At 30.9% G+C, this 18,160-nt stretch carries 19 protein-coding genes and 1 riboswitch; of the genes, 3 read left to right on the top strand and 16 right to left on the bottom strand.

Features of this window, described 5'->3' with window-relative positions; translation table 11 throughout:
* Position 1: 1 nt before the first annotated feature.
* The 6 genes from ACVBFA_RS08505 to ACVBFA_RS08480 all read right to left on the bottom strand — a co-directional run bounded on the left by ACVBFA_RS08505 (position 2) and on the right by ACVBFA_RS08480 (position 7,806).
* Positions 2-1,360 carry a TrkH family potassium uptake protein gene (locus tag ACVBFA_RS08505; RefSeq protein ID WP_002487201.1) on the bottom strand — a complete coding sequence of 453 codons (1,359 nt, stop codon included), beginning with the start codon at positions 1,358-1,360 and terminating at the stop codon, positions 2-4.
* Between the two features lie 17 nt (positions 1,361-1,377).
* Complete coding sequence (locus ACVBFA_RS08500; protein ID WP_002487202.1) at positions 1,378-3,198, bottom strand: S1C family serine protease; 1,821 nt, start codon at positions 3,196-3,198, stop codon at positions 1,378-1,380.
* Positions 3,199-3,405: 207 nt separating this feature from the next.
* Positions 3,406-4,212: a TerC family protein gene (locus tag ACVBFA_RS08495; RefSeq protein WP_002446118.1), complete on the bottom strand. Its 807-nt coding sequence runs from the start codon at positions 4,210-4,212 to the stop codon at positions 3,406-3,408.
* Positions 4,213-4,283: 71 nt separating this feature from the next.
* Positions 4,284-4,407: riboswitch (yybP-ykoY riboswitch) on the bottom strand.
* Between the two features lie 113 nt (positions 4,408-4,520).
* Positions 4,521-6,083: a peptide chain release factor 3 gene (locus ACVBFA_RS08490; protein ID WP_002487197.1), complete on the bottom strand. Its 1,563-nt coding sequence runs from the start codon at positions 6,081-6,083 to the stop codon at positions 4,521-4,523.
* Between the two features lie 3 nt (positions 6,084-6,086).
* Positions 6,087-6,332, bottom strand: a complete 246-nt coding sequence (locus ACVBFA_RS08485) for a YueH family protein (protein ID WP_002499277.1) — start codon at positions 6,330-6,332, stop codon at positions 6,087-6,089.
* Positions 6,322-7,806, bottom strand: coding sequence for a UDP-N-acetylmuramoyl-L-alanyl-D-glutamate--L-lysine ligase (locus ACVBFA_RS08480; RefSeq protein WP_126122490.1), 1,485 nt, complete (start codon positions 7,804-7,806; stop codon positions 6,322-6,324). Before ACVBFA_RS08480 ends, ACVBFA_RS08485 begins: the two co-directional genes overlap by 11 nt.
* Positions 7,807-8,325: 519 nt before the next feature.
* Here ACVBFA_RS08480 and ACVBFA_RS08475 point away from each other — a divergent pair.
* Together ACVBFA_RS08475 and ltaA are read left to right on the top strand one after the other, a co-directional pair.
* Positions 8,326-9,501 carry a diglucosyl diacylglycerol synthase gene (locus tag ACVBFA_RS08475; RefSeq protein WP_002458034.1) on the top strand — a complete coding sequence of 392 codons (1,176 nt, stop codon included), beginning with the start codon at positions 8,326-8,328 and terminating at the stop codon, positions 9,499-9,501.
* A complete protein-coding gene (gene ltaA, locus ACVBFA_RS08470; RefSeq protein ID WP_020363656.1) occupies positions 9,479-10,672 on the top strand; it encodes a lipoteichoic acid biosynthesis MFS flippase LtaA in 1,194 nt (397 codons plus the stop codon). Before ACVBFA_RS08475 ends, ltaA begins: the two co-directional genes overlap by 23 nt.
* 263 nt (positions 10,673-10,935) lie before the next feature.
* Here the strand turns inward: ltaA and ACVBFA_RS08465 are convergent, their stop codons facing one another.
* Together ACVBFA_RS08465 and ACVBFA_RS08460 are read right to left on the bottom strand one after the other, a co-directional pair.
* Positions 10,936-11,445: a YjcG family protein gene (locus ACVBFA_RS08465; RefSeq protein WP_002446112.1), complete on the bottom strand. Its 510-nt coding sequence runs from the start codon at positions 11,443-11,445 to the stop codon at positions 10,936-10,938.
* A gap of 153 nt (positions 11,446-11,598) precedes the next feature.
* Complete coding sequence (locus ACVBFA_RS08460; protein ID WP_126122489.1) at positions 11,599-12,354, bottom strand: esterase family protein; 756 nt, start codon at positions 12,352-12,354, stop codon at positions 11,599-11,601.
* A 224-nt stretch (positions 12,355-12,578) separates the two neighbouring features.
* On the opposite strand from ACVBFA_RS08460, the gene cozEa reads away from it, so the two are divergent.
* Positions 12,579-13,664, top strand: coding sequence for a lipoteichoic acid biosynthesis protein CozEa (gene cozEa, locus ACVBFA_RS08455; RefSeq protein WP_002457139.1), 1,086 nt, complete (start codon positions 12,579-12,581; stop codon positions 13,662-13,664).
* Between the two features lie 395 nt (positions 13,665-14,059).
* Here the strand turns inward: cozEa and fabI are convergent, their stop codons facing one another.
* From fabI to ACVBFA_RS08415, 8 genes are all read right to left on the bottom strand, one after another.
* Entirely contained in the window at positions 14,060-14,830 is a 771-nt protein-coding gene (fabI, locus tag ACVBFA_RS08450; protein ID WP_002439142.1) for an enoyl-ACP reductase FabI, read from the bottom strand.
* 212 nt (positions 14,831-15,042) lie between these two features.
* Entirely contained in the window at positions 15,043-15,357 is a 315-nt protein-coding gene (locus ACVBFA_RS08445) for a DUF4176 domain-containing protein (RefSeq protein WP_126122488.1), read from the bottom strand.
* Between the two features lie 40 nt (positions 15,358-15,397).
* Positions 15,398-15,976: a DUF443 family protein gene (locus ACVBFA_RS08440; protein ID WP_237638952.1), complete on the bottom strand. Its 579-nt coding sequence runs from the start codon at positions 15,974-15,976 to the stop codon at positions 15,398-15,400.
* A gap of 255 nt (positions 15,977-16,231) precedes the next feature.
* Positions 16,232-16,894 (bottom strand): DUF443 domain-containing protein, encoded by a 663-nt coding sequence (locus ACVBFA_RS08435; protein ID WP_032604522.1) that lies wholly within the window; start codon positions 16,892-16,894, stop codon positions 16,232-16,234.
* A 73-nt stretch (positions 16,895-16,967) separates the two neighbouring features.
* Positions 16,968-17,222, bottom strand: coding sequence for a hypothetical protein (locus tag ACVBFA_RS08430; protein ID WP_002486567.1), 255 nt, complete (start codon positions 17,220-17,222; stop codon positions 16,968-16,970).
* Positions 17,222-17,584 carry a hypothetical protein gene (locus ACVBFA_RS08425; RefSeq protein WP_126122746.1) on the bottom strand — a complete coding sequence of 121 codons (363 nt, stop codon included), beginning with the start codon at positions 17,582-17,584 and terminating at the stop codon, positions 17,222-17,224. Before ACVBFA_RS08425 ends, ACVBFA_RS08430 begins: the two co-directional genes overlap by 1 nt.
* A gap of 42 nt (positions 17,585-17,626) precedes the next feature.
* Complete coding sequence (locus ACVBFA_RS08420; protein ID WP_002476165.1) at positions 17,627-17,758, bottom strand: hypothetical protein; 132 nt, start codon at positions 17,756-17,758, stop codon at positions 17,627-17,629.
* A 93-nt stretch (positions 17,759-17,851) separates the two neighbouring features.
* Positions 17,852-17,992 (bottom strand): hypothetical protein, encoded by a 141-nt coding sequence (locus tag ACVBFA_RS08415; protein ID WP_002486564.1) that lies wholly within the window; start codon positions 17,990-17,992, stop codon positions 17,852-17,854.
* Positions 17,993-18,160: the final 168 nt, after the last annotated feature.

Below are 18,160 nucleotides of genomic sequence, written 5' to 3'. Positions count from 1 at the left end.
ATTATCCAATTTGTATACGTTCTTTAGGATAGCTATATTTTTCGGGTTCTTTACGTCCAGCTAACATAATGATGAATGAAATGAGGCCTACACGACCTATAAACATTAATATCATTAATACAACCTTGGTAATATCGTTGATATCGCTTGTCACACCTAAGCTTAAACCACATGTACCAAACGCAGACATTACTTCAAAGAAAATTTGTAGAAAGGACAACTTGCCTTGTTCAGTGGCAGATATAATAATCATGCTAATAAATGTAATTAATGACGCCATAGTAAATACGGCAAATGATCTTTGTACATCCATAATATGTACTTCTCTGTTGAAAATTTTAATACCTGTTTTGTCACCAGTATTATTAAAGTTAATAACAAACAAAATTAAAATAGCAAATGTTGTTGTTCTAATTCCGCCTCCTACAGAACTAGGAGATGATCCTATAAACATCAATAATCCCATTACAATATTTGTTGCGTCGCTGAAATGTGACACATCTATCGTTTGCAAACCTGCACTTCTGGTCGTTGATGATTGGAACAATGCATAAAATAGTGATTGATGCCAACTCAATCCTTTAAATGCATTGCTATGTTCTAATATTAATACAACAATAACGCCGAATAAAAATAAGAATAAGTACGTTGTTGTCGTTATTTTTGTGAATAATGAGAATCTAAAATTAGTTACTCGATTCTTAATATATGCTTTTAACTCCAACAAAACTGGAAAGCCTATAGATCCTAACACAATTAAGAACATTACTATTGTTTGTACAAAATAGTCTTTTGCATAGGGAACTAAAGATTCACCAGTAATATCAAGGCCACCGTTAGTCGTAGCAGATACTGAGACAAAGACGCCTTGCATTAATGCGTTTTTTAAATCAGGATTATCCCGATAAAAGTAAAACGCGAGTAAGAGTGCACCTATAAACTCAATAATAAAAATTGTTCTTACAATTTCTAAAATTATTTTAACCGTTCCACTCATAGTATCTCTATTATTATCTAACATAATGAGTTGTCGCTCTCTAATTCCAATATGTTTGCCTAAAACAACCCAAAGCATGGTTCCAATAGCCATAACACCTATACCACCGATGTTCAAAATAATAAGTATGATAATTTGACCAAAGGTTGAATATGTGTCGACTATAGTAATTGGTGATAATCCCGTAACACTAATACCTGATACAGCTACAAAAAGTGTATCAATTGGATTAACCTCAACCCCTTGCTTATGGACATATGGCAAATTTAATAATAAAAATGCAACGACTATGGCAAATAGATAATAGAGTATAATCCCTTGTTGAGGGCTAGATTTTTTAAGCAGCTGACTTAAAACTGACATGATTTTCACCTCAACATTTATTTCAATTTGATTTTAATATTTTTCTCCGCACCATTTCGATAAATTTTAGCAGTGATTGTTTTCTGATCATCATAATGACTGTATATGACTTGTCTATATCGTAAGTTATCTTCAATCTTCTTACCATCTAATTCTACTATTACATCACCTTTTTTTAAACCTGACTTGTCTCCTAAACCATTTTCTTTCACTTCACCGATTAATACACCATGATTCACTTTAGTTGGTAAGTTGATTGCATTACGTTCAGAATCGTCAAGATCACCAACATTTTTGATTTTGATTTCAGTATTTGGATAGTTCACTTTACCTTTATGCTCTAATTCTTTCGCAATCTTACGTACATCATTAATAGGTATCGCAAAAGCCATTCCTTCTACATTATGCATATCAATTTTTAAAGAAACTATACCTATGAGTCTACCATCTCTATCGACTACAGCACCACCTGAATTTCCCGGGTTCACAGGCGCATCAATTTGAAAAGCTTTCATCAGAGCATCATAGTTATCATTTTTATCAATGTCAACAGGTACATGACGATTGAGTCCAGACACAATACCTTGAGAAACACTTCCTTTAAAGTCTGTGCCTAGAGGATTTCCTATAACTAAAATAGGTTCAGCCAATTTAATATTATTAGAATCCCCCATAGTCATTGGTTTAATATTTTCGTCAGCAACTTTAGCTTTTACAACTGCTAAATCAGACCATTTATCTTTACCAATCACCTTACCTGTCACAGATTTATCATTACCATATGTTACTTTTTGTTTTTCTTGATTACCAACGACGTGTGCATTAGTAAAAATATAAATAGAGTCGCCCACTTTTTTGTAGACGACACCTGAACCTATCTCATTATCAGATTCATTTTTGTTATCAGACACAGTCGTGTCATTAGACAAATCATTCTCGACTGTTACAACTGACTTAACAGAGTTTTTAGCAATTTTCATCGCTGTTGTTTCATCTTTAGTTGTACCGTTAAATGCACTATCATTTGTATGATCATTTTTATTAACTGTAGTGAATATGGCATTTAATATTAAAAGTAATACTATAATACCTATAATAATTAACATTTTAGGCCAGTGTTCTTTAAAGAAAGCTATTACTAATTGTTTAAATTCATTAATTTTTTTAATATTTTCGGCTCTGCTACCTTGTTCGCCTTCTTTTTTAAGAAATTGCGCTTGGTGAGTATTATCGTTGTCTTTATCTTCTGGTTGTGAATAGCTATGTTTTGAAGAATATGGTTGTGTACCTCTTGAATCTTGCTCAGTATGATTAGAATTTACACCTAACATGGAGTCCTTTGAAGTCAATTTAGTATGTTGTTTACTTTCGTTTCCAGAAGTATTATCATGCTCTTTTATTGACTTATTTTCTGAGGATTCAATTACTTTATTATGATATTGATTTTCCTTTGATTGATTATCATTCAACCGTTTTGACTTACTTTGATGCGGTAATGTGGAGGTGTCACTTAAAACTCGAACATCATGTAAACTTTCTTCTCCAATTTTATTATCGTCGTCTTTTGATTTACTCATTTGATTATTTTGTTTATAACTTTTATCATCACGTTGTTGATGTATTTCCTCTTGAGTCAGTTTTTCTATTCTTGCTTTTCTCAAATTATCTTTAACACGTTCCTCATTAACTTTAGTTTGATGCTGTTCTCTTTTAGCTTGATTCTCCTTCTCTATTTTCTCGCGTCTAATGCGCTCTTCTCGCTCTTCGTTATGAAAGTACTCACGTCTTTTACGGCGATATTGACTGCGTGGTATGACTTGTTTTTTATCGTTATCCACTAGAAGACCACTCCTATAGTTTCTTTAACTCATTCTTTATCTGTTAAATTTAAGTTATTTTAATACTATATATCATCATTTTAAATTCGTTTATAAACTAAAGTTTAATATTTTAACTATAAAACTGCAATGTTCTAATAAAAATTAAAATAAAAAGAACCTCCACTTAATTTATTATTAAGCAAAGGTTCTAGCGTATCAATCAAATTATTTTTGGTTACCTTTTTTCTTGTTGCCAATTGCTGAAGTTAACCATCCTATTAATACTAAGCCAACTAATACTACCCAGAAGATTGTTTGCCATAAAGCACTATGTGGAAATGCTTCTGGTAAAACGCCAATATCAGGATGTGCAAGTACCATTACAACAAGTTTAATACCTACCCAACCTACAATTGCAAACGCAGCACCTTCTAGTCCTGGATATTTATTCAACAATTCTACAAACCAAGTTGCTGCAAATCTCATCAGGATGACACCTATCATTCCACCGAGGAACATAACAATAAATTGACCTAAATCCATACCACCAAAATGTATGCCAACTTTTGGTAATGTAACGGCTATGGCTAATGCGGCAAGCATCGAATCAATTGCAAACGCGATATCGGCGAATTCAACTTTAAATACTGTTCCCCAAAAAGATTTAGGGCCTACTTCTTTTTCGTTGCCTGTTTCATCGAAGTGATGTTCGTCTCCTGTTTCTTTATGATGTTTTTCATTTGACTGATGGAAAAATTGCCATAAATTTTTAATAGACATATAGATTAAGTAAACAGCACCAGCTGCTTGAATCCACCAGAAGTTTGCAATAATACTTATTAAGAATAAAGCAATAAATCTAAAAATAAATGCACCTAATAGGCCATAAAAAAGTGCTTTTTTTCGTTGTTTAGGTGGTAGGTGTTTAACCATTACCGCCATTACAATTGCATTATCAGCTGCTAATAATCCTTCTAAAAATACAAGTACTAAAAGTACCCATAAATAAGGTAAAATCAAACTCGGATCCATTGTGGACAACTCCTTTTAGTTTAAATACAAATAAAGAGACCTATGCTAATTAAATAGCAAAGGTCTCACTTAGCAATAGTTTTGCCCACTTTACCGGAAGACTTATCTTCGTAATGACGATAAAGTGTTGAATAGTTATTAGCAGTTTAAATGCATTGAATAACTATTCTCAAGTTACTCCCCTCTGACAGTTTTGTCATAGGTATTTATTTGTTATTTTCAGTATACATACTATGACACTGCATAGCAATATAAACATTTTTCATATACTACGGTGTGCCCGAAAAGTGATAAGTTTAAACATTTAATTATAATAAGCTATACAGTTTAATATCAGAGAATTTTTCTTCAAACCAACGCGTTGCAAATTCATTTTCAAATAGGAATACATAATTGTCGTATCTATCTTTTACTAAAATTGATCTAGAGGTATTCATATTATCTTTAATATCTTCTTCATTTTCAATCCAACGCGCAATTTTACGTCCGACTGGTTCCATAACCACATCTACATTATATTCATTATTCATACGGTGTTCAAAAACCTCAAATTGTAATTGACCCACAGCACCTAAGATAATTTGATTAGTGTGCAACGTTTTATAATATTGAATTGCACCTTCTTGAACAAGCTGTTCAATTCCTTTATGAAAATGCTTTTGTTTCATTACATTTTTGGCAGAAACCTTCATAAATATTTCTGGAGTAAATTGTGGTAACTCTTGGAAGCTATATTTCTGCTTACCGCCAACTAAGGTATCACCTATTTGATAGTTACCTGTATCATACAAACCAATAATATCGCCTGCTACAGCACGATTAACAGTTTCTTTATCATCAGCCATAAATGATGTGGAACGAGTTATTTTTTGTTTTTTATTTGTTCTTTGTAAGGTTACATCCATTCCTCTTTCAAACGCACCACTTACCACGCGCATAAATGCAATTCTGTCACGATGCTTCGGATCCATATTGGCTTGGATTTTAAAGATAAACCCAGAAAAATCTGTGTCGAATGGACTAACATCAACCTCTTCTTTAGTTTGTCTCGCATTAGGCATTGGTGCATGATCAACGTATGCATTTAAGAAATTTTGTACGCCGAAGTTTGCTAATGCCGACCCAAAGAAAACAGGTGTTAATTCACCGTTCAGTAACGCTTCATTATCAAATGCTTCACCCGCTTCATCGACAAGCATCATTTCTTCAATTGCTTGTTCAAATGCACTATCATTTTTTATCGCGTGTTCTTCTTTAAGTTCGTAATCTTCGTTTAAATGTAATAAATTTTCTTCATCTCTAAATGGTTCAATCGTTTTAGAGTGTCTATCAATAATACCAAAGAAATTTTGTCCCATACCAACAGGCCAATTCATTGGATAAGTGTCAATATTAAGTGTTTCTTCTATTTCATCAAGTAATTCAAATGGCTCTTTCCCTACTCTATCCAATTTATTGATGAATGTAAAAATAGGGATACCTCGCATTTTACAAACTTTAAATAATTTTAATGTTTGTGGTTCTATACCTTTAGCACAGTCAATAACCATAACCGCACTATCTACTGCCATTAATGTACGATACGTATCCTCTGAAAAATCTTCATGTCCCGGCGTATCTAAAATATTTATCTTATAATCATCATAATCAAATTGCATTACAGAGCTTGTAACTGAGATACCACGTTCTTGTTCTACCTTCATCCAATCACTTGTTGCAAATTTACCCGTCTTTTTCCCTTTAACTGTCCCAGCTTCACGAATCGCTCCACTGAAATACAACAATTTTTCAGTTAAAGTGGTTTTACCAGCATCAGGGTGTGAAATGATGGCAAATGTCTTTCTTGACTCTATTTCTTCTTTTAAATTCATTTATCATTCTCCTTTGGATTCATTTCTAATCAAATCAGTTATATTACGTGCCAATGTATCTGCTTCAACTTCAGTCAACAAATTGAATAATTGCATCACTAATTCTTCATATAGTTGATCTGTATCTAACTCTTTGGATAATTCAATGGACCAAAAAAGTTCTGGAATAGCTAACATGATTGAATCATTAGACTGATGGTGATATACGTTCATCATCATTCCATGAAACTGAAGTGATTTAATCTTCAACAGGTCCACCACCAAATTTTTGATATGCTGCTTTTAAACCAATTAAGTCATCGCGATGTGGGACTTTAACATGACCAGGCATAATTTGATAAGGCTCTCGACCTTTTGAGGCCAAAACAACTGTATCTCCTGGTTCAGCAATATCAATCGCGTGTCTAATACCTTCTGCACGGTCATCAAACTCTATATAATTCTCATGCGTTGCGCCTTTAGCTAATTCAGCTGTCAACATTTTAGGGTCATCGTTAGCAGGATTATCTGGAGTAAAAATAACATAATCTGCTCGACATGCTACTCTCCCCATCTCAGGTGTTTTCGTTAAATCTCTTTCCCCAGCCATACCTACTAAAAAGATCAGCTTTTGTTTAACAAATGGTTTTACAGCATCAATCAGTTTATTCATACCATCTGCAGTATGTGCATAATCTATAATCAAATCTATAGGAAGTGATGGGTCGAGTACTTCTAAGCGACCCTCTACAGGTTCAAGTTCAGTAACAGCATTAATAATTTCATTTAAATTTGTTCCCTTACTCCAAACCGCAATCATAGCAGCCATAATATTTGAAATGTTAAATCTACCTACATAAGGAGATCTAACTGGAAAACTTCCAAAAGGAGTACAAAATTCAAATTCTACACCTTGCAAAGATTCTTTAATGTTTTTAGCCATAAATTGCGCTTCGTGTGTAATACCATATGTAAATACTTCATAGGGGGTCACACTTGCTAAATAATCGGAAAAGTCATCATCATTATTTAATACAACATATTTTTCTTTAGACAAATCTTCACCAAGCTGGCTAAATAATAACGATTTAGCATGTCCATAAGCTTCCATAGTTCCATGAAAGTCTAAATGATCTTGAGTCAAATTTGAAAAGATAGCAACGTCAAATTCTACGCCTCTAAGTCGACCTAAGGCCAATCCATGACTAGAAACTTCCATCGTCATTGCTTCTGCATTGGCATCAACTGCTTCTTTAATCTTTTTTGTTAATGCTACTGTTTCTGGTGTTGTATTCGCACCTTTTGTTTTTGTTTCATTAACTTGAAATCCATTCGTACCTAGATATGCACTATTTTTATTCAATTTTCTATAAATTAAATGAATCATAGTTGCAATCGATGTTTTCCCGTTCGTCCCCGTAACACCATATGTCGTCAGTTGATGACTTGGAAACTCATATAATTCATGTGCCAATAGACTTGCAACACGTAAAGTGTCTGGAACAACAACTTGCGTCACATTACCTTTAAGCTTGAGTTCTCTATTGACAACAACAATACTACAACCTTGATCTACTACATTTTGACAAAACTTATGACTATCTACCGTATATCCTTTAGATGCTACAAATAGACTTCCCTCTTTAGCTGTACGTGAGTCAGTGGTAATATCATCCACCTGTATATCTAATGTACCAATTACATTTTTTACTCTAATTTTTTTGAACAACGCACTTGCATTCAAAATGTATCGCTCCTTTTTTTACAATAAGTCTATTATACACGTTTTATTATCGTTGATAAATTTATAATTATAAGTCTTATTAATTTATTTTTAATCATAATTGACGTAATATATCCGAATCACGTTCTATTAGATAGTGATAAAATCATTCATTAAAGACTGTTAAGGTAGTGTTAAAATATACTTAAAATTTTGTTGCGCTCACCTTTAAATAATTCATTCCATATTTAAATAATGCTAAGATATACATGTATTAACATAATATATAGCAAATACTAAGATTTTTTGAAGATAATACTAAAATCATGTAGAATGTGTTCAAATTTAGTTTCGTTATCTTGCAACCATACTTAATAAATAATGAACACTTTATAAAGTAATTTATGACAAAGCATTGTATTGCACGCCGTATTTATAGTATTTAAATACAATAAATGGTACACTTCTTTTACTTTTACAATGTATGAAAATACGTTACAATTATTATAAATTTTAGAAATTAACGGAGGGTGGCTATAAATGGTTACTCAAAATAAAAAGATATTGATTATTACTGGATCATTTGGTAACGGTCATATGCAAGTCACGCAAAGTATTGTCAACCAATTGAATGAGATGAATCTCAATCATTTATCAGTCATTCAACATGATTTGTTTATGGAAGCTCATCCAATTATGACTTCTATATGTAAGAAATGGTATATCAATAGCTTTAAATATTTTAGAAATACATATAAACGATTTTATTATAGTCGCCCTAATGAGCTCGATAAATGTTTTTATAAATATTATGGATTAAATAAACTCATCAACTTACTTATTAAAGAAAAGCCTGATCTCATATTATTAACATTTCCAACACCTGTGATGTCAGTGTTGACCGAACAATTTAATATAAATATCCCTATTGCGACAGTTATGACAGATTATCGCATGCATAAAAATTGGATTACACCCTATTCACAAAGATATTATGTAGCAACAAAAGATACTAAAGATGATTTCATTGAAGCTGGTGTTCCTGCTTCATATATTAAAGTGACAGGCATTCCTATTGCTGATAAATTTGAAGAATCTATTGATAAAGAAGAATGGTTATCGCAACAACATTTAGATCCTTCCAAACCTACTATATTAATGTCAGCAGGTGCATTTGGCGTTTCAAAAGGCTTTGACTATATGATTAATAATATTTTAGAAAAAAGTCCAAATTCGCAAGTGGTCATGATTTGTGGACGTAGTAAAGAACTTAAACGTTCATTAAAATCTAAGTTCAAAGATAATCCAAGTGTAAAAATATTAGGATATACAAATCACATGAATGAGTGGATGGCATCAAGCCAACTAATGATTACCAAACCTGGTGGTATCACAATTTCCGAAGGACTTAGTCGTTGTATTCCTATGATTTTTTTAAACCCTGCACCTGGTCAAGAACTTGAAAATGCATATTACTTTGAAAGTAAAGGATTTGGAAAAATAGCAGATACTCCAAATGAAGCAATTGATATTGTTTCTGACTTAACAAATAACGAAGAGACTTTAAAGGTTATGTCATCTAAAATGCTAGAATCAAAGGTAGGGTATTCTACTAGAAAGATTTGTAAAGATTTATTAGATTTAATAGGTCACTCATCTCAACCTGATGAAATCTATGGAAAGGTTCCTTTGTATGCAAGATTCTTCGTCAAGTAATTACTCAAGTAACAGAAACTTTGTTATGATGTTGGTAATTCTGTTTCTGATGGAATTTGCAAGAGGTATGTACATATTAAGTTATATAAACTTTTTACCTACAGTGACCTCTATCGCAATAGCAATCACATCATTTGCTTTTTCCATTCACTTTATCGCAGATGCTGCAACAAATTTTGTCATCGGCTTTTTACTTAAAAAGTTTGGTTCAAAATTAGTACTTACATCTGGATTCTTACTTGCTTTTATAAGCTTGTTTTTAGTGATATGGTTCCCGGCATCACCATTCATAATTATTTTCAGTGCTATTATGTTAGGAATTGCTGTGAGTCCGATTTGGGTTATTATGCTATCTAGTGTAGACGAAAGAAACCGCGGCAAACAAATGGGTTATGTATACTTTTCATGGTTGCTAGGTTTATTGGTAGGTATGGTTATCATGAACTTACTTATTAAATTCCATCCTACTCGTTTTGCATTTTTGATGGCCTTGGTTGTGCTTATTGCCTGGATTCTATACTATTTTGTTAATATCAACTTAACAAATTACAATACTAAACCTGTGAAAGCACAATTAAAACAAATTGTAGATGTTACACAACGTCATCTTATTCTATTTCCAGGTATCTTGTTACAAGGAGCAGCTATAGCAGCACTTGTACCTATTCTCCCAAAATATGCAACGCAAGTTGTAAAAGTATCAACCGTTGAATATACTATAGCAATCATTATTGGTGGCATAGGGTGTGCTTTCTCTATGTTATTTTTATCAAAAATCATCGATAATAATAGCAAAGGTTTTATGTATGGAGTTATTTTTAGTGGCTTTATACTATATACTATTCTTATATTCGGGCTATCTACAATTACAAATATATATATAGTTTGGGCCATAGGGCTGTTTATTGGGCTAATGTATGGTATCCTCTTACCGGCTTGGAATACCTTTATGGCTGGTCATATTAATCCTAACGAACAGGAAGAGACGTGGGGCGTGTTCAACAGTGTTCAAGGCTTCGGTTCAATGATAGGTCCACTAGTCGGAGGTCTAATTACTCAATTTACTAATAATTTAAATAATACTTTTTACTTTTCAGCGATGATTTTTCTTGCACTTGCAGTATTTTACGGATATTACTTTATTAAAACAAACAGAAGGGTTAAACCTTAAAATCTATAAATCGTTTATATAAAGATGAGTTGTATATATTAATGAAACGTCATTGATATGCATTTGAAATATGAATATTCAGTATAAAGCGTACATTAATCTTTTTGAATGATTAACTATACAATATAATTATGTTTCATATAAAAACGCCAAATCCCACTGAAACACAATAGGATTTGGCGTTTTTAGTTGATTTAAGCGCTCTTCTTGTATTTAACAATATGATTTTGTAAATTCAATTTCACTTTACAATTTTGAATTTCTTATCCCAATGTAAAAGTTTCAATAATAGTCCATTTGTCTTCTTCTTCACTATATTGAAGTAACGATAGTTCTTCGATTATTTCTCTATGGTCTACCCCTGCTAATTTTACTTGTCCATATATATCTTCAAACTCTTGACTTGTTAGACCTTGTGCAATTGTAAAATGAGGTACAAAAGGATGTTCAGCAGTACCGTAAAAATCTTCTGTATTAAATTGATTAAATAATTGCTCTAATGACTCTGTTTTAGCAACTTTGAAGTATATAACATTACTGATTGGAGCAAAATTAGATGCCTTTGTAGCATGTACTTCTACTGGTTTTATACTAGAAATTCGATTTTTCACTTCATCTTTAATTAAATTAAAATCATGATCATCGATTTCAAATTGAGGTTTAATCGTGATATGAGGCATTATTTGAGCATAATGATTGTCATATCGCTTACGGTAAGCATTCACCTCATCTTGAAATGACTTTGACGGAACCAATGCTAATCCTAAAATCATTTAAATTCCTCCTTTGTTTAACTTATTCTTATTATATCAAAACTTTTTGAAAACCGTTACTTTTATCATGAAAACAATTACATTTCTGAAATTAATAGATTTACCGTATTCAACAACCATTCGCTAACATACTATTTTATTTATATTACGTTATTAAACATATTTTCCATTTATTTGATTACTTAGAAATTGCAAGAGAATATCTCCTAGCAGTGGTTTCCATGATTTCCAATGATGTCCACCCTTAAATTCTTTATAGAAATATTCAATATTACCTTCTTTAATCAGTTGGTTCAATTCGCGGTTAGGTGTTAAAAAGTTAGCTCTTTTACCATTAGTTGGTAAAATAAAATCTTCTTCTTCTAAACCAATGGCATGCCATATCGTCAATTGATCTTTATTCATACATGTATCAAATTTTTGCTTAATATTTTCATTATACATTGGACTCAATAACGCAACTTGACTAAATATAGTTGGATAAGTCATTGCAGTCATCAAAGCGATACTTCCTGCTAAACTATCTCCAATAAGTATCCTTGTATTACCTACTTTATAAGTTGGAAATGTCGCATCGATATAAGGAAGAATCTCTTTTCCCATTGCTTTAATGGTTAAATTAGAACGACTTCCTGAAGGATGAAATTCTTCCCTACGTTTTTCAATATCTTCGTAATGGAATCCTACTATAATTGCACGTTGTATTGATTGCTCTTCACGTAACTGTTCATATATACGTTGTATTCTACCAAATCTAAAAAAATCTAAACCATCAAAGCAAAAAATCAACTGATATTTAAATAAATTTGTATAATCCTCAGGTAAATAAATCGATAATGTTATATCCCTATTTAAAATATCACTATGTATTATTTTTTTATTAATCTTACCTACTTTAAACTCCGACATAAACCGATGCTCCCTTGTAATGTTAATACTATTGTATCAATACTTATAATACTTTTAAATTTATAGCAAGCTCGTATACAAATTAATTTCATACTAGTTTTTTCATTTTATTAAAAATACAGTGCATTCAGTTATATTGTAAAAGTATTTACTCTTTTTAATGACTGAGTTTTGATATATACTTATTGAGTATGAAAAAGAATAAAATAGGAGGATCACAATCTATGTTCAATAAGGTTTGGTTTAGAACAGGAATATTTTTTATTATGCTGTTCATACTCATCAAACTATTTATGGAAGTACATGAAGTATTTGCTCCAATAGCTACTATCATTGGTTCAGTCTTCCTTCCATTTTTAATTAGTGGATTTCTCTTTTACATATGTTTACCTTTTCAAAACATATTAGAAAAGTGGGGCTTTCCACGTTGGGCTAGTATAACAACAATATTCATAGGATTAATAGCTATCATCGCTATTGTGGTATCATTTATAGCACCTATCATTATTTCTAATATTAATAACTTAATTAAACAAACACCATCATTACAAAGAGAAGCCGAACAATTAATTAATTTCTCGTTAAGACAAATGGATAAATTACCAGATGATGTCACACATCGTATTAATAAAGCAGTTAAATCCATGGGAGATGGCGCAACGTCTATTTTATCTAATTCAGTGTCATATATTACGTCTTTCATCTCAACTGTATTTTTATTAATAATGGTGCCTTTCTTCCTGATATATATGCTAAAAGATCATGAAAAATTTATCCCAGCAATCGGTAAATTTTTCAAAGGAGAACGTAAAGTTTTTGTTGTAGATTTATTAAAAGACTTAAACTTCACTTTAAAATCATATATTCAAGGTCAAGTGACAGTTAGTATCATCTTAGGTATTATTTTATATATAGGTTATACGATTATAGGATTACCATATACGCCTTTATTAGTATTATTCGCCGGCGTAGCTAACTTAATACCATTTTTAGGTCCATGGTTATCTTTTGCACCGGCAGCGATACTAGGTATCATTGATGGTCCTTCAACTTTTATTTGGGTATGTGTCGTAACATTAATCGCACAACAACTTGAAGGTAACGTGATTACTCCTAATGTAATGGGTAAATCATTAAGCATTCACCCATTAACTATTATTGTAGTTATACTTGCAGCTGGAGATTTAGGTGGATTCACACTCATTCTTGTTGCAGTTCCATTATACGCTGTAATCAAAACATTAGTGAGCAACATTTTTAAATATCGTCAACGTATTGTCGATAAAGCAAATAGTAATGTTAAAGATTAATAATAGCTATAATCATAAGATTGAAAATTATACCACCAATTCAAGCCAAGGACATAATTAGATGTCTTTGGTTTTTTTATACACGTAAGCAATGAAACATATCATCTTATAGAGCTCCGTCATTTCTACTGTTTATATGGAATTATGCATTTAATAAAATTTTTAACCCCCGATACATTTCTAACAACAAAATAAATAGTGCATCTAAAATTAATAATTATACATTAAATATATTATAAATATCAAAGTAGAATTGCGATTGTCAATTTATTTTTTGAATAATTAAATGTCAAAACGCATTCTTATACACAAAAACAGGGATGATTTTTAATTTCAAATCATCCCTGTGCACCAATTGTGAGATTATGCTATCTGACTTTTTAATTTATCAATAATTATTTAATGGCGTGGAATCCACCATCCACGTGGATGTTCTCTCCAGTTACGCCACTTGAAAGATCACTTAACAAATATGCAGCTGTCTTACCTACTTCTTCTTGGTCAACGTTGCGTTTTAACGGTGCTCTTGCTTCAATTTCTTTAAGAATTGTATTAAATCCACCTACACCTTTAGCGCTTAAAGTACGAATTGGCCCTGCAGAAATTGCGTTGACACGAATATTATCTTCACCTAAGTCTAAAGCTAAATATTTAACATTCGCCTCTAAACTTGCTTTAGCTACACCCATAACATTATAGTTTTGAACTGCTGCCTCACCACCAATATAAGTCGTCGCAACAATACTTCCACCTTCAGGCATAAGTTTTTTGGCTTCATGTGCTACGAGTGTAAGTGAATATGAACTAATTTCTTGTGCAAGTAAGAAACCTTCGCGAGATGTTTCTGAAAATCGACCTCGTAAATCTTCCATGTTGGCAAATGCGATTGAATGATAAACACCATCAATCTGGCCTACATCTTTTCCGATTTGAGCAAAACCATTAATGATATCCTCATCATTTTGGACATCAATTTCATAGAGATAATGTTCAGATTGATTTAATTGTTCTAATAATTTTTCTAATTCTTTACGACTACGCTCTTTACGATATGTAAATACTAGTTTAGCACCTAATCGATCTAATACTTTAGCGACGCCAAATGCGATACTACGTTTATTCGCAATACCCATAATGACGTAGGTTTTATTTTCTAGATTTAACATGATAGAGTCTCCTTAATTTAAATTGATTATTACTACAGGCTGGTTAACTTTATGTTTACTAACCCTTTATACCCTTAATAGTTTAACATTTTTAGTACCTGATAATAAAGCAAAATAAAATGACCACAATAATCATATTCATTGTATATTTTTAACGATTTACGAACAAAATTTATTTTATTATAGGTAACTTATGATAATTATGACTTATGTTAAATCAATCCGTAACTATCTTTTTGTTGAACAGTACCACGTTGAACATCTTCATCCAAATTATCCATCATCTCTTTAAATAATTCTTGAAATCTTGATTCATCTTGATCAGAATAGCCTTCAAATATAACGTTATCAATATTCTCTTCATTGAAATAATAAATTTGATCTTCTACAACACCAACTGGGTATTTACATGCTGAATAATCGAACAAATACTTTTGACCCTCAATTTCTACAATTGGTCCACGATTAATAATCATTAATTTTTGAGAACCTTCTTTTAAATATATAATGCTTCCTATTGTTTCCATTTTATTTCACCTTCTTTGTCTGAGAACATTTTAAATTGATTTAAGGTTTACTTTTAACCTTACCAATTTTACCTGAAATTTCTGTTTGAGCGTATAATAACACATTTTGAAATAAGATTGTTGCTAATAATAATGATATAGCTATCAAATAAATAAAATTAGATTCTTTTTGAAATATAAACCCACAAATCATAGCAACAAATAAAAAAGTAACAATAAAGTTTAAAAGTATGTTTTTCACAACTTCGTTAATGTTTGGTAACACATGTGCTCTAAATGTATCATTTTTTAAATATAATTGTAATTTGAACTTCTTATTTTTATTAACAACGCCTTTAATGAGCAATATAGGCACAATCGCAATTAAAATTAATATAATGTTTAATGTATATGTTGTTGAAAAATCCAAATAATTACCTAAAGGTTTTACTAAATAACCTATAAGAACAGATGCACCAATGCTCAAACTAGTAAGCGCATTTTTGGTCTTATTTTTTTTCATACTTTCAGTCTTAATTTTACTAATTTCATTTTTATCAATCTCAATCAATACTTGTTTCGTCAAATAATTCAACAATGGGAATATATATGTTAATTTATTTCGATTTAAATCAATAATAAAGTATCTATTTTCATAATGTATCAGTTTAAATTTACTATTTTTTTCGATAGTTTCTATTGTTATTTTATCGATGATGAATCACATTCTTTCTAATTTAAAATATTTTTAAAAAGCTTTCATTGGATTCAAAGAATTAGTAACTGCAGTAATTGATTGACCTACTTTTTTCTAACATATTTTTATTATTGTCACTTTATCTCTTCTATCATTATGTAAGAATATTTTGAATTGATTTAAGTTCGATATATTTATTTACTCTGATTGACTTAGCTTACTTATAATTACCTCTTCGTTGTCAAATGCAATTATATTCATTATAGAAAAAAAGAAGAAAAAAGTTAGACTGCATAGACACATTAATATATTGATTTTTTCTAAAAATATCAATGGAAACATAAATATAGACAACACTAAAAACAATAAGTATACTCCGATAGCAACAATCATGTACTTGAAAGTTGGTCTCATTTTACAATTCATTCTAGGATTATTTTCTTTTAGTTTTAAATCCCATTTTTTTCTTAAATAAATTCTAATTGAGATTACAGAAAACACAAGGATTATAAAAATAATTATATTGATATATATATTAGAAGGTACATCTAGTAAATCCATAAAAGGTCTCATTAGTAAAGCTATTAAAACCCCTGCACCACCAGATATCCATCTTATATTTTGGGATCGTTCTTTATTAGTTTTGTTGTCATATTCAATTTCATTTAATTTATCATTTGTAATTTCTATTAAATCTTTTTTTAATATCCAGTTCAACATAGGAAACAAATAGAAGAAATAATTCGCTTCCAAATCTATAAGGTATTTCTTTTGGTTTAATTCAATCAATTTATATCTTGGATTTTTATGTATTTGATACATGTTCACGCTGAATTTGTTGTTATCCTTTAAATGATTCATATACAATGTCATCCCTCATTTTTACTTTTTTACATTTAAAATTTCTCCATTTCAACTTCTTATCTCGAACAATCTACCAACCTTTCATAGGATTCAAACTTTTACTCACATTATTAATAGATTGTCCCACGTGTTCCTTAAAATGATGAGATGTACCTTTCACTGTATCAGAAACTTGATTTATCGTTTTTTTAGTCTTTTTAATGGTTTGGTTTGTTTTAACCTGATAATCTTTTATGGTTGATTCTGTATTACCTTTAATCTCATTAACTTTAGACATATTAGCATTCATTCCGTTCATAACTGATGGGACTATATCGTCTTTCATTATTTTTTACCAAGATTTTTCACTTTATTGTATCCTTCACTGATTAAAATATTCCCAATTTCTAGTTTTCCCTTTTCAATAGAGTAAATATGTTTCACTCTATCAAATGCTGGGTCTAATACATTTTCACCCCCCCAGTCTGTTCCATTCTTTAATCCAAATATATTATTTTTGTACAAATAATCAGTACCATATGAAGCCCATACTCCTGAGTTCAATCCTAGAGCTTCTATTGTTAAACCAACTATTGCAGTAGCAACTGTACCTAGTGTTAATCCATTATGCGTCACAACTTCTCCGGCTGTTTTATGACCCTGTGTAATGTATGAATAAACCCCTGTACCAAAACCAATGCCTCCCATTACATTACTACCATACTTACCAGTTCTTGCAATACCGACACCTTAGTCTTTAAGCATTTTACCATTAATCGTTAGTCCAGGATTATTTTCTAGATATTTACCATATTCCTCTAAGAGTGTAGTTGTACCATCAACTGTTAAATCTTTTGAAATATCATTTGTATTTTCATCCATATACTTTTTGATATTTTCTATTGTTCTAAACTACTAATCATTTGGTTATTCCCAAATAATAAAATACTAATTTTTAGCGAATTGGTGTTTAAGTTACGTATTCATCGTTTCTAACTGAATAAGATGCTTTTTTAATTTACCAATTTCGTCTATTAATTCAGATACTTTTGAGTTATTGCTATCGACTTCTGATTGATGTTTACCCACAAAGTTATTACAAGCTTGTTCAGTCAATTTATCAACATTTTGTATGCTTTTACTAACTTTTTCAATAACTTCAGCTACGATTTATTCATTTTGATTAAATCATAATTAACATTAGAACATTTTATCTAGTAATTAAAATATTGATACGTACAATCAAAACTACCAGTGTGAACGGGTGGTTTGTTCTGCGGCTAA

It is taken from the genome of Staphylococcus sp. MSU001 (genome assembly GCF_052976705.1).
This window is presented reverse-complemented; position numbering and strand designations above follow the sequence as displayed.

Excerpts from the sequence above, each read along its gene's own strand:
- ACVBFA_RS08505 (WP_002487201.1), bottom strand. The coding sequence starts at position 1,360 with ATGTCAGTTTTAAGTCAGCTGCTTAAAAAATCTAGCCCTCAACAAGGG.
- fabI (WP_002439142.1), bottom strand. The coding sequence starts at position 14,830 with ATGTTAAATCTAGAAAATAAAACCTACGTCATTATGGGTATTGCGAAT.
- ACVBFA_RS08430 (WP_002486567.1), bottom strand. The coding sequence starts at position 17,222 with ATGAAAGACGATATAGTCCCATCAGTTATGAACGGAATGAATGCTAAT.
- ACVBFA_RS08420 (WP_002476165.1), bottom strand. The coding sequence starts at position 17,758 with ATGGATGAAAATACAAATGATATTTCAAAAGATTTAACAGTTGATGGT.
- ACVBFA_RS08495 (WP_002446118.1), bottom strand. The coding sequence starts at position 4,212 with ATGGATCCGAGTTTGATTTTACCTTATTTATGGGTACTTTTAGTACTT.
- ACVBFA_RS08490 (WP_002487197.1), bottom strand. The coding sequence starts at position 6,083 with ATGAATTTAAAAGAAGAAATAGAGTCAAGAAAGACATTTGCCATCATT.
- cozEa (WP_002457139.1), top strand. The coding sequence starts at position 12,579 with ATGTTCAATAAGGTTTGGTTTAGAACAGGAATATTTTTTATTATGCTG.
- ACVBFA_RS08445 (WP_126122488.1), bottom strand. The coding sequence starts at position 15,357 with ATGGAAACAATAGGAAGCATTATATATTTAAAAGAAGGTTCTCAAAAA.
- ACVBFA_RS08425 (WP_126122746.1), bottom strand. The coding sequence starts at position 17,584 with ATGGGAGGCATTGGTTTTGGTACAGGGGTTTATTCATACATTACACAG.
- ACVBFA_RS08475 (WP_002458034.1), top strand. The coding sequence starts at position 8,326 with ATGGTTACTCAAAATAAAAAGATATTGATTATTACTGGATCATTTGGT.
- ACVBFA_RS08465 (WP_002446112.1), bottom strand. The coding sequence starts at position 11,445 with ATGATTTTAGGATTAGCATTGGTTCCGTCAAAGTCATTTCAAGATGAG.
- ACVBFA_RS08460 (WP_126122489.1), bottom strand. The coding sequence starts at position 12,354 with ATGTCGGAGTTTAAAGTAGGTAAGATTAATAAAAAAATAATACATAGT.
- ltaA (WP_020363656.1), top strand. The coding sequence starts at position 9,479 with ATGCAAGATTCTTCGTCAAGTAATTACTCAAGTAACAGAAACTTTGTT.
- ACVBFA_RS08435 (WP_032604522.1), bottom strand. The coding sequence starts at position 16,894 with ATGAATCATTTAAAGGATAACAACAAATTCAGCGTGAACATGTATCAA.